Source organism: Marinobacter sp. LQ44, assembly GCF_001447155.2.
Taxonomy (GTDB): Bacteria; Pseudomonadota; Gammaproteobacteria; order Pseudomonadales; family Oleiphilaceae; genus Marinobacter.
In genome coordinates this window covers 1,265,848-1,278,270 of sequence record NZ_CP014754.1, presented here as the reverse complement: position 1 = coordinate 1,278,270, position 12,423 = coordinate 1,265,848, and the positions used below count along the sequence as shown (strand labels likewise).

Genomic DNA, 12,423 nt, shown 5'->3' with positions numbered 1-12,423 from the left:
GACACATAACGACAGATGCCGTTTGGGCGCATGATTTCCTTTCCTACATCCAGAAAGGAGATTGTCATGTTAGAACATTACTTCGTTAAGCCCGATACCATCGATGCGATCCGCGCTTCCTGGATCGCGGAACCGATTGAGCAGTACGTTGCGTGGTTAGCCGGGCACGGATACAGGCCCAGGGTAATCTTGCGGCGAGTCCCACTCCTGAGGCAGTTTGGCGAGTTTGCTCGCGATCATGGTGCCACGCAGTGGAGCGAGCTTCCGACTCATGTCGAGCCTTATGTAAAGCACTGGGTAAAGGTTCACGCCAAGAACGCATACCAGGCAAAGCGATGGGTGGCTAATGATGCTCGTACACCGATCGAGCAATTGCTGTCCCTGATGTTGCCCGATTTCCGCGGAACAGGTCGGAGACGGACCAGTCAAGATCCCTTCCTGGTTCAGGCACCGGGGTTCTTTGTTTATCTGCGTGAAGAACGGGGCCTGCGCGAGCTGTCTCTCCGGCACTATGGCCATTATCTGCATAACCTGGAAGCCTACCTGGCGCGAATCAACCTGCTGCATTTGTCCGAGCTCACTCCAGCCATACTCAGTGCATTTGTGGTGGAGAGCGGTCGCCGATTGAGCCCGCATTCTATGACGGGGCTGTGCAGCTCCTTGCGAGTCTTCCTGCGCTACCTGTACCGCGAGCAGCTGATCAATCGCGATCTCGGCGCTACCGTAGAGTCCCCGCGTCGGTATCAGCTGGCCGATCTCCCGCGTTCGATCTCCTGGGACGACGTCCGGCGCATGCTAGATGTTGTTGATCGGCGCAGTGCTCTGGGCAAGCGCGACTATGCCATTCTACTTTTGCTCGTCACGTATGGACTGCGCGGCCATGAGGTGGCCGGATTGACACTGGAGAATATTGACTGGAAGAGAGAACGCCTGTTGGTGCCGCAGCGCAAGGCGGGACACACCACTGCGTACCCTCTCTCTTCAGTGGTAGGCGAAGCTATTCTCGACTACTTAAAAAATGCACGCCCACACGTCGAGGAGCGAAGGCTGTTTTTCCGGGTTCTGGCGCCCGTCCGACCTGTGACGGCGGTTACTGTGTCCAGCCGCGCGACGCACTACCTGCGCAAAGCGGGTATTAATGTCCGTCGCCCAGGTTCGCACACCTTGCGCCACACTTGCGTACAGCGATTGGTCGATGCCGAGTTCAACTTCAAGGTCATCGGCGATTACGTTGGTCATGCATCGCCAAGTTCCACCCGCATCTATACCAAGGTGGACGTGGAAACCCTGCGCATGGTGGCGCTGGGCCACGAGGAGGTGCTGCCATGACCGCCTCCTTCCACAGCGTACTGGGCAAGGATTTTTCGGCTTACTTGAGTTACAAGCGCGCGCTGGGCCGAAAATTTGATACTGAAGAGCTCGCCTTGCAATTATTCGATCGCTTTTTGGTCGAGGAACGGGTGAGTGATGCGGCGTTAGTGCAACCGGCGTTGATTGAGGCCTTTCTCGCTTCGCGGCCACGCACTCGCCCACGCAGCTATAACCACCTCTTGGGGGTGCTCCGCTGCTTTTTTGCCTGGCAGGTGGCCCAGGAGCGGCTAGCGCATTCTCCGGTTCGTGCTCACCCTCAGCCGGTGACTTCCCAGCTTAAACCCTTCCTGTTCGAACCGGCTCAGGTGGAAGACATCCTGACGTTGGCGTCACAGCTTCCGGACAATTCCCGGGCACCCTGTCGTGGCATGGTCTACCGAACAATCTTCTCGCTGATGTACGGTTTGGGCCTGCGTGTCGGCGAGATTGTGCATCTTCGGTATCGCGACGTCGATTGCCAGCGCAGCCTTCTGGTGATCGACAAGAGCAAGTTTGGCAAGACGCGTTTGGTCCCCTTTGGCCCGCGCATGGCGCAACAGATCGCTGTCTATCTACAGTTTGGCGTTGATCGGTATGGGCCATGGCAGCCGGATGATCCGGTATTTTCTTTCAGCTTTTTCCCAGAGCGCAAGCCAATGCGTATTGAGACGGTCAGTCAGACATTTCACCACTTGATACTGAAGATGGATCCGTACGTGCCACCTGGCGTACGCCAACCTCATCTGCACTGCCTGCGCCATTCCTTCGCGGTCGCAACTCTGCTCCGCTGGTATCGCACCGGCGTGGATCCCAATCAACGGCTCTTTCATCTATCAACCTTCATGGGCCATGCCGACCCGGCATCGACTGCCTGGTATCTGACCATCACCGAAGCACTGCTCCGGGAGGCGAGCCAACGGTTCGAGCGATTCGCCGATCCCCGCAGAGAGGAGGAGCTATCATGACGGATCAATTGGGGCGTCTCGTCTTTGCCTTCGTAGAGGATCACCTTAAATGCCAACGGGGGCTGCGCCCGGCCAGTATCCGAAGTTATAAGGAGAGCCTGCGCCTGTTCTTGCAATTCGCTGCAAAGGATAAGCATTGCCGGATCACCCGCTTGGAACTGGCTGATCTCACTGGCGAGCGAGTGCGCCATTTTTTGCAACACCTTGAACAGGAACGTGGTAATGGGGTTAGAACCCGAAACCAGCGCCTGGCGGCGCTGCATACCTTCTTCGAGTATCTTGCCGGCCGTGAGCCCTGCGTGCTCGGGGAAGCACAGCAAATTGCTTCCATTCCCGTCAAACGCTGGCAACCGGGCGAGACTCTGTATCTCGAACGCGACGAGATTAATGCTCTGTTCGCTGCCTTGCCCACCGACCACCCTCAGGCTCTGCGCGACCAAGCCTTGCTTCGCTTCCTTTATAACACCGGAGCACGCGTACAGGAGGTAGCGGATCTGCGCGCAACGCACCTGGAACTCGGTTCTGAGCCCCGAGTACGGCTGCATGGTAAAGGTGACAAATGGCGTACCTGTCCTTTGTGGACGCGAACGGCGGGTCTGATGCAGGACTTACTGGAGCAAAATCGGCAACGACGCCACTCCAATGACGCTGTCTTCCTAGCCCGCAACAGTGCGCCGCTGACCAGATTTGGTATCTACAAGATCGTGCGGCGTCATACCGTCAAGGTGGTGAAGAAAAGCGCAGATGGCACAGTGCGGCACATCTCACCCCATGTCTTACGCCACACGACGGCCGTGCATTTGCTTGAAGCAGGTGTCGAGGTCAACGTCATCCGCGCCTGGCTTGGACACGTCAGTTTGGAGACCACCAACCGATACGCCGAGATCACCCTCCGAATGAAAGTGGACGCGCTCCGCACCTGTGAGCCTATTTGGGATTCTCCGGCGGAGTCCCACCGAAAGCCAGTATGGCGATCCAATTCCGAGCTGCTGCAATGGCTGGAATCCCTGTGATCGTTATGTGCCCCAGTGCAAGGGGGCCTCCCTATGGTTTCAAGGTCTTCCAAAGTGAACGAAACATAATGGGATAGGGAACATAATCCGGACAACCTCCGCTCCGGCGTTACCAAGGCTCACCGCTACGAGCCGGATCTAAATCCAACCTATCAGGACATGGCCGCCCATTATGGCGTGGCCGTTGTCCCCACACGGGCCCGTAAGCCCCGCGACAAGGCCAAGGTGGAAGGTGGAGTACTGATCGTCGAACGCTGGATCCTGGCGGCGTTGCGCCATCGTCAGCACTTCTCACTGGGGCAACTCAACGCCACCATCCGCGAGCTGCTGGAGCGACTCAACAGCCGGCCCTTCCGCAAGTTGCCCGGCTGTCGGCGCGACCACTTCGAGCAGTTGGATAAACCCGTTCTACAGCCATTGCCCGCAGAGCCGTATGTTTACGCGGAGTGGAAGAAGGCCCGGGTGCACATCGACTACCATGTGGCCATCGACGGACATTACTACTCGGTGCCCTACACCCTGATCAAGAAAGAGGTAGAAGTCCGGATTACCCACAACACCATCGAATGCTTTTACCGGGGCAACCGGATCGCCAGTCACCGGCGCTCCGACCAGAAGGGACGACACACCACCATCGCCGCTCACATGCCTGAGTCTCATCGCCACGCTGGTGACTGGTCACCAGAACGTCTGATCGCCTGGGCGGCCAAGACCGGCCCGGCTACCGAGAAGCTCATCCGCACGGCCCTCGGAGCCCGCAAGCACCCGCAACAGGCCTATCGCTCCTGTCTGGGCATACTACGGCTGGGGCAGAGCTACGGTGAGTCGCGGCTGGAAGCCGCCTGCCAGCGTGCCCTGATGCTGGGCAGTTGCCGTTACAAGAGCATCGAATCCATCCTCAAACACCGTCTGGATCAGCAGCCTCTGGAAGAACAACAGGAACTGGCCTTGCCCGACACACACGACAACATCCGCGGCCCTGCCTACTACCACTGAAGGAATCTGACATGCTAAAACATCCCACACTGGATAAGCTCCACGCCCTCAAGCTGACCGGCATGGCCGCCGCCCTGGCGGATCAGTCAGCCACCCCCGACATCACCGATCTGAGCTTCGAGGAGCGCCTCGGGCTACTCGTGGACCGGGAAATGACCGAGCGAGATAACCGGCGCATGACCAGCCGGTTGCGCCGTGCCAGGCTGCGGCACAATGCCATCCTCGAAGACATCGATTACCGGAACTCACGGGGCCTGGATAAAGGGCTGGTGCAGTCACTGGCCGGCTGCCAATGGGTAAAAGAGCACCTGAACGTGCTCATCACCGGTCCCACCGGGGTTGGCAAAACCTGGTTGGCCTGTGCCTTGGCACACAGGGCCTGCCGGGAAGGCTACACCGCACAGTATGTGCGCCTGACCCGGCTGCTACGGGAGCTGACCATTGCCAAGGGCGATGGCCAGTACGCCAAACTCCTGACCAACCTGGCCAAAGTCGACGTCCTGATCCTGGATGACTGGGGACTGATGAAGCTGAGCGCCGAAAATCGGCGAGACTTGCTGGAGGTACTGGAAGACCGGCATGGCAGGCGCTCCACCATCGCCACGAGCCAATTACCCATCGAGGAATGGCATGGTGTAATCGGTGACGCCACTCTGGCCGACGCCATCCTGGACCGGCTCGTTCATAACGCCTACAAGATCAATCTCCGAGGCGAATCCATGCGAAAACGGCAAGCAAAGTTGACGGACACTGAGATTTCGGAGTAAGAAGAGAAACCCCGCGTCGCTACGCTCCGATGGGTGGCAGCCTTGCTCCGGTCCGGGTGGCAGGCTTCACGTGGAATGGGTGGCAACCTTCAGCGGTTTACGCAACCTGTCCATTCCTGAGCTTAACAACTTGCGGAAACTGATTGCTCTGGAAGCTATAGAGCCACTCCTGAATCAGCACGGGATGCACGTTCTCCCAGTGTTCCCGGTTTCTCTGATGAGCAGCCATTTGCCACTCCACCCGTTTGGAGGCCGGCTCACCGCAGCGGGCGATCAGTTCATATTCGGTTTTGACGTGCCTGAGGGTGCTGATGTTGCAGTTGGGTGAACTGGCCACGTGGAATCCGTAACCCAGGCGGTCAACGCGGGCGAGTTTGCCGTTTCGGAAGATCAGTCGTTGGATGAAGCGCTGGGGGCCAGGATTGTAATACCAGTGCTCTTCGGTTTGAACTACACCCAGCCCCGGCACGGTCGCTGTCGGGTATTCCGCCACATAGTCGGGCTGCCCGCAGCTCTTCTCAACCTCTACTGGCCAGGCGCCGTCGTTGACCAGCGCACTGCCACACCGAAGCGCGCCCTGGCTGGCCTGGGCCAGTGCGACCAGTGGGATAATGGCAAGTAAGTGTCTGAAGCTGACCATTCCTGAACTTTGCGCCGGTTTATCTCAGCTTTCAATAGCCCGAATGTAAAAGTTAAGTCATGGTTTTGTCGAAATAGGGTCTTTGATCTCTGTGTCGAATAAATTTACACCCCATATTTGTGTTGATTCTAACACATTGATGTTGCTTGCTTTTGTTGGTGGTATGTGTATTGCATGGACATGTGGCGTCTTTTGCGTCCCAGGTGGCGCCCACATAAGGAAAGCAACGAATGAAGCTGAAAATCGCAATGGCTGCAGCACTGCTGGCAGCTTCAGTACAAGCCAACGCAACGCTTATTATTGATAGCAGCACAACGGGCCGTTACAACGCTGGCCTTGGCGATCTTGCCAGTATGGATGGTCCGGGAGGCTTTCTTTTGGGGCCGAATATCAGCGAAGGTGACCCGACGATTGAACTGGCATCAGATCCGGGCTTCACGTTCACGCCGGAGTTTGGTGCTGATTGGCTCGCCGGTGATTATACGGGCGGCACCTGGAGTGCGCCGGGCACAGTTATACCGACGAGCTGGGCGGTGAACACAGAAACAGCCATCGTGTACGACTTTTTTCTCGATAGCCTGTCTGACCTGACCATCGATGTAGGAGTCGATAACGGTATCGTGTTGTGGCTTGATGGCGTGTTTCTCTTCGGCGCTACTCGCGCTGGTGGTGCCAATATCAACGAGTACGATATCAATCTGTCCGGTATCTCTGCCGGTCATCATGCGCTGCAGATTCTCCGTGCCGATCATGGTGGCGGTACCGGTTACGCCATTGAGGTTCGCGCGCAAGCCGTGCAGGTGCCTGAACCGGCTACCTTGGGGCTGATTGGTCTGGGGTTGGCGGGGTTGATCGCTACTCGTCGTAGAAAGCAGGCCGTTTGACTGCTGTTCAAGGTTGTGAGGTGGGGGCCGGGCCGCGCTCAATCAGGCGGGACCCGGAAAGTTAACCTATTATGAGTGAGTGGTTCACTCACTGAAGGAATAGGTTATGAACACCATGATCAGGACACAGCGTTTCTCTCTCGGTTTGATCCTTGCCGCCTCGATGGTCGCCGGTGCCCATGGGGCAACGCCTGCACCTGAAGGGGCGGCGGTATACTTCGTGACACCGCTCGACGGGCAAACCGTGAGCTCTCCGGTGACGGTAAGGTTTGGCCTGGAGGGCTTGGGCGTTGCGCCGGCGGGCGTGGAGCGTGAGAAAACCGGGCACCACCATTTGCTGGTTGATGTGGACGACCTGCCCCCGATGGACAAACCGATCCCTGCGGATGAACGGCATATTCATTTTGGGGGAGGCCAAACCCAGACCACGCTGGAGTTAGAGCCGGGCGAACACACACTCCAGCTGTTGGTTGGTGATCACCTGCATATTCCCCATGAGCCGCCGGTGATGTCTGAGAAAATCACCATCACGGTGGAGTAGTGGGCGCAAACCTAGTCGCTCAGATGCAGGCCCATATCCCAGAAGTCGATTTCTAGCCGGGTGGCATCCCGGAAGATGTGGGATAGCTGTTCAAATCGGCTCGGGGTTACGTCCGCCAGCCGTTCATCCAGCCAGCGGATTTCCGCCTGCATGGCTCCCTGGAATTCGTCGCTTTCGTACATGGCGATCCAGGCATCGTAGGGGTTGCCCTCGCCCCGCAGGGTTTCTGAGCGCCGGTTCAGCCAGTTGGCGATCTCGCCGTAGCCGACCATGCAGGGTGACAGGGCCACGTGCAGGTCCAGCAGGTCGCCGCGATTGCCTGTATCCAGCACGTAGCGGGTGTAGGCGAGGGTGGCGCGGGCTTCGGGCAGGTTGTTCAGTTCCTGCTCTGAGATTCCCCACTCTTTGCAATAACTGATGTGTAACCCCAGCTCGGTATCCAGAATGGCCAGCAGCCCGTCTTTGGCTTGCAACAGGTCAGCCAGGGTCGGGCTTTTGTAGGCCGCTAGGGCATAGGCCCGGGCAAACTGGATCAGGAACAGGTAGTCCTGTTTCAGGTAATGCTGGAAGGCTTCCGGCGCGAGTGAACCGTTGCCCAGCTGTTGCACAAAACTGTGTTCGATGTAATCCCGCCACTCGGTGGGAAAAGCGTTTTTGAGATCTTCGAACTGGTACGGCATTGAAACTCCATGGCGGTGGTTGTCGAGTTGGTTTTGAGGGCCTGGGGCTGGTTCTTTGATATTATGCCCACACTCTTTTTCCTTCAAACAGGAGCCCAACCATGGCACAAGCATCTCTCAAGGAACAGCTCGGCAATGCGGTGAAAGACGCAATGCGAAGCAAAGACAAGGACCGGCTGGTTACTCTGCGTATGGCCCAGTCTGCCATCAAGCAGATTGAAATTGATGAGCGCCGCGAGCTGAGTGACGATGATGTGCTGAAGGTGTTGGACAAGATGCTGAAACAGCGCCGGGATGCCGCCAGCCAGTACGATGACGCCGGCCGGGGCGAGCTGGCGGACAAGGAACGGGCGGAAATGGCGATTATTGAGGAGTTCATGCCGGCGGCACTATCTGAGGAAGAGCTGGACGGTTTGATTGCTGAGGCGATCAGCTCAACCGCTGCAAAGGGTATGCAGGATATGGGGAATGTGATGAACGAGCTGCGCCCGAAAGTGACGGGCCGGGTGGATATGGGGCAGTTGAGCAAGAAGGTGCGGGCTGCACTGGCGGGCTGAGCACCAGCCCTGGTTTGTTAAGGCGAGGGCCGTTGGCCCTCGCCGCTATCCTCAGGCGAAGTCGTACTCGCCGCCTTTCTCAAGGGCCCTCTGGTAAGCCGGCCGGGCGTGTACTCGCGCCACCCAGGCAGAAATGTGCGGGCGGCTTGCACCCACAATACCCCGTGCCACCGAGGCCTCCAGCGGGAAGCTCATCTGGATATCGGCTGCGCTCAGTTCGTCCCCCAGAAACCAGGTATTCTTCGCCAGGTGGGCTTCGACAAAGTCCAGATGGGTTTTGATCATAGGGCCAATGAATATCTGGTTCGTTTTGTCGGCGATGCCTTTCGCCACCGGCCGGATGAAAAACGGCATCGGGCTGGTTTTCACTTTTTCAAATACCAGGCGCATGACCAGCGGCGGCATCAGTGAACCCTCGGCGTAATGCATCCAGTAGGTGTAATCCAGCCATTGCTGGCCGCCGTTTTCGGGCAGCATGCTGTCTTTGCCGTAAGTGTGGGCCAGGTATTCAATGATGGCGCCGGATTCTGCCACCACCAGATCACCATCGGTAATCACCGGTGATTTCCCCAGCGGGTGTACCTGTTTCAGGCTGGCGGGGGCCAGCATGGTTTCAGCGTCGCGCTCGTAACGCTGGATTTCATAGGGTACGCCCAGTTCTTCGAGCATCCAGAGAACCCGTTGTGAGCGGGAGTTGTTGAGGTGGTGGACTGTAATCATGCGGAAGCTCCGTTCCCGTTAAAAAGAGTGTTCGGGTAGTAGAATAGTGTGCCAGCGGCCTTTTGGTTCACCTTTGATGTAATTCATTTTTAATGATGCTTCTGAATAAACCGCTTTTGTGGCTTGAATTGCGTTCAGCGGGCACTCAACTATAAAAGATACATACGCTGAACAGCGAAGCAGGAGGTCTACATGCACGTGTTTATAGCAGGCGCCAACGGGCAGATCGGGCAACATCTGTTGCAGGAGATGGCAAACAGCGATCACGAGGCCCGTGCGTTGGTCCGTCACCCGGATCAGGGGCCGGAATTGCAGAAGCTGGGTGCCACCGAAACCGTATTGGGTGACTTGGAACACGATTGTAGCGAGGCCATGCGCGGCTGCGATGCCGTCATCTTTACCGCGGGCTCCGGCCCTCATACCGGCCCGGATAAAACCATTGATGTGGATCAGGACGGTGCTATCCGCCTGGTAGACGCTGCCAGGGCCATGGGTATAAAGCGGTTCATCATGGTGAGCAGCATGCGCGCCGAGGAGCCCGAGAAAGGCCCCGAAAAACTTCAGCACTATCTACGGGCCAAGCGAAATGCCGATGAACACCTGAAGAACAGCGGCTTGAATTACACCATTGTGCGGCCGGGGCGGCTGACCAATGATGAAGGTACCGGCAAGGTGGCGGTGAGTGAACGGCTGGCGTCTTTCGCGGAGATTCCCCGGCAGGATGTGGCTCGGGTACTGCTGGCGGTGCTGGACTCGGATAATACCGACAACCGGGTGTTTGATGTGGTTTCAGGCGACACGCCGGTGGTTGATGCCCTGGCAAAGCTTTAATGCCTACCAGCTGAGCATCACCCGGCCGAAGACACTATCGCCGAGGCGAATATCCAGGTTACCCGCGTTCAGATCCTGGTATCGAACGCGGGTGTCGATACTGGCGCCTAGGAGTCTGCGCGGCAGAAGTGTTTTGAGCAAGTGCCTCCGCCGCGCCGAATCACGGTTGTGCCCGAGAGTATAGGCGCAGTATCCAACCGGATAGAGTCACGATTTTCTATTCAGGCAATCAAGACGGTTATAGGCAAGCTCACAACCGTAGCCCGACCACTCAGCACGGCCCAGCACGCCGCCTCAGATCGCCTATGTCAGCCTCATCAGCGAACTCATCCGCCTGAGGTTAAGCGACAGGCAGACCAGATCCCATTCGCCTTGCACGGCATTAAGCCCCCTCAGGCTGAACTGCCGGAAGCCCAGAATATGCTTGATCCAGCCATTAACCGCCTCAACCAGATGCTTGCGCCGGGCGTAAACCGAACGCCCCGTCGCGGTGGCCAGCTTCTCGGCCATCCGTGACGTGGCTGGATAACCGCTCGCGTCTATCTCTGCGCTCTTTTTCCCTTCCCGACGCAGCGAAACATAACCGTCGATCCTTTTGTCCTCCAGGGACTGTAAGTCGTCTTCTTTACGGTAACCGGCATCGGCCAGGCATTGTTTCGGATAGGTTTTCAGGATGTCTTTCACGTCATCCAGTAGCGGTATCAGGCGCCCCTGATCACTGGCATTGCTGCCCAGATGATTAGCGACAATCAGTTGGAATTCACCGTCCACGGCCAACTGGCCGTTGTAGCATTGCTGGAACCCATCCGCCGTTTTCATAATCCGGCTTTGCGGGTCGGTAAAGTTGCTTTGATCTTTGTCGTCCGGCACCCCGTAATCTCGCTTGAAGTTCCGGCCACCGCGGGGTGGGCGGCGGTCATCGTCCGGGTGCCGGCCTTTGGCGGCATCCCGCGCTTTCTGATCCGCTTCCAACTTCTCCTTGGCAGCGCGGATCTTGTCCAGTCGCGCCTGTCGGTACTGCAACTCCTCAGGTAGCTCATCACCCCGCTGGTCCGGGCCGAACTGCCGATCTTCCGACTCATCCGTTCGACGGGCCTGACGACATAGCCCATCGATCTCTTTCGATAAACGATCTTCTTCCTCGCCCATGCGGCCATAGCTCATGGCCTTGTGCTTACTGGCATTAGCCCGAATCTTTGTGCCATCAATCGCCAGTGTTCCCAGCGTGATCAGCTCCGCCTCCCGGGCAATCCGTACGACTTGAATGAAGATGGCCTTGAAGGCGACCAGATGGTGTTTGCGGAAATCACAGATCGTGCGGTGCTTGGGAAAATTACCCGCAGCCAGAACCCGAAAGGCGACGTCTTCCTCCAACTTCCGGGCAATCTTGCGTGAGGAGAATACGCCGGTGGCGTAGGCGTAAATAAGAACCTTCAGCATCATCCGCGGATCGAACGGCGAGTTACGCCGACCGTTGCCTTCGTAGCGGGCGTAAAACGCACTCAAATCCAGCTCCTCGACAACATCACTGACAAAATAGGCCAGGTGGCCATCAGGCAGCCACTCGTTCAGGCTTGGGGGAAGGAGCAATTCCTGGTCGGGCGAGTACGGGCGGAAAGTGGTTCCCATCAGACGTCCTGTTGCCGAAAAATTTTCGGTTTATTATGCCAGAAACGGGCTTCTGCCGCGCAGACTCCTAGCCCCAGCAAAACCGCAGGCCAAGAATCATGGCCAAAGCCGAGCCGGTAGCTTAGTTCCGCCCGCCATTCCCGAAGATACAGCGCGCTTTCAACCTCGCGGGACTTGTCGAGTGTGGCCCAGCGGTCGCCCGCGCGCTCCATCCGAACGCCCCAGCTCTGGTCCGGGCTTTGCCACTGCGCCAGAACAGGCAGGTCCACCTGCCAGTGACCGTAATCCGTGGACTGCGCCCATCTCAACCGCGGCAGCCAGCGGAACGAACCGAAGCGATGATCGCCGCCAACACCCACGCTCAGGTCTGAGCCCTCGTGCCAGGCCCTGAACACAGCGAGGCGGCCATTGAGCACCTGGCGGTGGAAGTCCTGGTGTTTGAACATATTGGAGCTGCCGGCGACGCCCACCTCAGTCTCCAGGTGATAAAGGTTGTGTTGCCAATCGCCCCCGAATGTCAGCCGATGCAGGTGGCCGTTGTGGGCCGGAGTGCCCGTGCGAATGCGAAGCGGCTGGTAATCGTAGTCGAGGCTCACGGTGGAGGTTGCGCCCTGGTATCGCCAGCCCAGGCCCCGCTGGGAGCGGCTAATGTCTTTGGCGGTGGGCTCGTCATTGGGCCAGCTATATGGCTGCCAATGCCGATACTGCAGGTAGAGGGTGCCGGCAGCACTGGCCGGACCGGGCAACGCGATTGCGAATAACACTATGGCTGTCGCAATTACTTGCGCTGCTAGTGCATGATGTCTGGTTCGGGCACCGGATTCGCGGAATACCATAGGGCGTGCTATCG

The 12,423-nt window shown here is 57.9% G+C and carries 14 protein-coding genes and 1 pseudogene; 9 read left to right on the top strand and 6 right to left on the bottom strand.

Annotated elements, in window-relative coordinates; translation table 11 throughout:
• The first annotated feature begins 66 nt into the window (after positions 1–66).
• From ASQ50_RS05990 to istB, 5 genes and pseudogenes are all read left to right on the top strand, one after another.
• Entirely contained in the window at positions 67–1,329 is a 1,263-nt protein-coding gene (locus ASQ50_RS05990) for a site-specific integrase (protein ID WP_068351350.1), read from the top strand.
• Complete coding sequence (locus ASQ50_RS05985) at positions 1,326–2,315, top strand: tyrosine-type recombinase/integrase (RefSeq protein ID WP_058092802.1); 990 nt, start codon at positions 1,326–1,328, stop codon at positions 2,313–2,315. The genes ASQ50_RS05990 and ASQ50_RS05985 overlap by 4 nt, the downstream gene beginning before the upstream one ends.
• Complete coding sequence (locus tag ASQ50_RS05980) at positions 2,312–3,328, top strand: tyrosine-type recombinase/integrase (RefSeq protein WP_058092803.1); 1,017 nt, start codon at positions 2,312–2,314, stop codon at positions 3,326–3,328. The genes ASQ50_RS05985 and ASQ50_RS05980 overlap by 4 nt, the downstream gene beginning before the upstream one ends.
• Positions 3,329–3,415: 87 nt before the next feature.
• Positions 3,416–4,324: pseudogene (locus tag ASQ50_RS05975) on the top strand (Mu transposase domain-containing protein); the annotation flags it as partial.
• Between the two features lie 11 nt (positions 4,325–4,335).
• Positions 4,336–5,091, top strand: coding sequence for an IS21-like element ISSpu5 family helper ATPase IstB (gene istB, locus ASQ50_RS05970; protein WP_058092926.1), 756 nt, complete (start codon positions 4,336–4,338; stop codon positions 5,089–5,091).
• A gap of 97 nt (positions 5,092–5,188) precedes the next feature.
• Here istB and ASQ50_RS05965 read toward each other — a convergent pair whose 3' ends face one another.
• Positions 5,189–5,731 (bottom strand): DUF2845 domain-containing protein, encoded by a 543-nt coding sequence (locus ASQ50_RS05965; protein ID WP_058092644.1) that lies wholly within the window; start codon positions 5,729–5,731, stop codon positions 5,189–5,191.
• A 230-nt stretch (positions 5,732–5,961) separates the two neighbouring features.
• On the opposite strand from ASQ50_RS05965, the gene ASQ50_RS05960 reads away from it, so the two are divergent.
• Together ASQ50_RS05960 and ASQ50_RS05955 are read left to right on the top strand one after the other, a co-directional pair.
• Positions 5,962–6,615 (top strand): PEP-CTERM sorting domain-containing protein, encoded by a 654-nt coding sequence (locus ASQ50_RS05960; protein ID WP_058092643.1) that lies wholly within the window; start codon positions 5,962–5,964, stop codon positions 6,613–6,615.
• 115 nt (positions 6,616–6,730) lie between these two features.
• Positions 6,731–7,156 (top strand): DUF4399 domain-containing protein, encoded by a 426-nt coding sequence (locus ASQ50_RS05955; RefSeq protein WP_227513327.1) that lies wholly within the window; start codon positions 6,731–6,733, stop codon positions 7,154–7,156.
• A gap of 11 nt (positions 7,157–7,167) precedes the next feature.
• Here the strand turns inward: ASQ50_RS05955 and tenA are convergent, their stop codons facing one another.
• Complete coding sequence (tenA, locus tag ASQ50_RS05950) at positions 7,168–7,836, bottom strand: thiaminase II (RefSeq protein ID WP_058092641.1); 669 nt, start codon at positions 7,834–7,836, stop codon at positions 7,168–7,170.
• A gap of 101 nt (positions 7,837–7,937) precedes the next feature.
• Between tenA and ASQ50_RS05945 the strand changes: the two genes are divergently transcribed.
• Complete coding sequence (locus ASQ50_RS05945; RefSeq protein ID WP_058092640.1) at positions 7,938–8,393, top strand: GatB/YqeY domain-containing protein; 456 nt, start codon at positions 7,938–7,940, stop codon at positions 8,391–8,393.
• A 51-nt stretch (positions 8,394–8,444) separates the two neighbouring features.
• Here the strand turns inward: ASQ50_RS05945 and ASQ50_RS05940 are convergent, their stop codons facing one another.
• Positions 8,445–9,113, bottom strand: coding sequence for a glutathione S-transferase (locus ASQ50_RS05940; RefSeq protein ID WP_058092639.1), 669 nt, complete (start codon positions 9,111–9,113; stop codon positions 8,445–8,447).
• A gap of 192 nt (positions 9,114–9,305) precedes the next feature.
• Between ASQ50_RS05940 and ASQ50_RS05935 the strand changes: the two genes are divergently transcribed.
• Complete coding sequence (locus tag ASQ50_RS05935; RefSeq protein WP_058092638.1) at positions 9,306–9,944, top strand: SDR family oxidoreductase; 639 nt, start codon at positions 9,306–9,308, stop codon at positions 9,942–9,944.
• Between the two features lie 3 nt (positions 9,945–9,947).
• Here the strand turns inward: ASQ50_RS05935 and ASQ50_RS20945 are convergent, their stop codons facing one another.
• The 3 genes from ASQ50_RS20945 to ASQ50_RS05925 form a co-directional block, all read right to left on the bottom strand.
• Positions 9,948–10,085, bottom strand: coding sequence for a hypothetical protein (locus ASQ50_RS20945; protein ID WP_156509979.1), 138 nt, complete (start codon positions 10,083–10,085; stop codon positions 9,948–9,950).
• Positions 10,086–10,247: 162 nt separating this feature from the next.
• Positions 10,248–11,573 (bottom strand): IS1182 family transposase, encoded by a 1,326-nt coding sequence (locus ASQ50_RS05930; RefSeq protein ID WP_068351393.1) that lies wholly within the window; start codon positions 11,571–11,573, stop codon positions 10,248–10,250.
• Complete coding sequence (locus ASQ50_RS05925; protein WP_156509978.1) at positions 11,573–12,337, bottom strand: hypothetical protein; 765 nt, start codon at positions 12,335–12,337, stop codon at positions 11,573–11,575. Before ASQ50_RS05925 ends, ASQ50_RS05930 begins: the two co-directional genes overlap by 1 nt.
• Positions 12,338–12,423 lie beyond the last annotated feature (86 nt).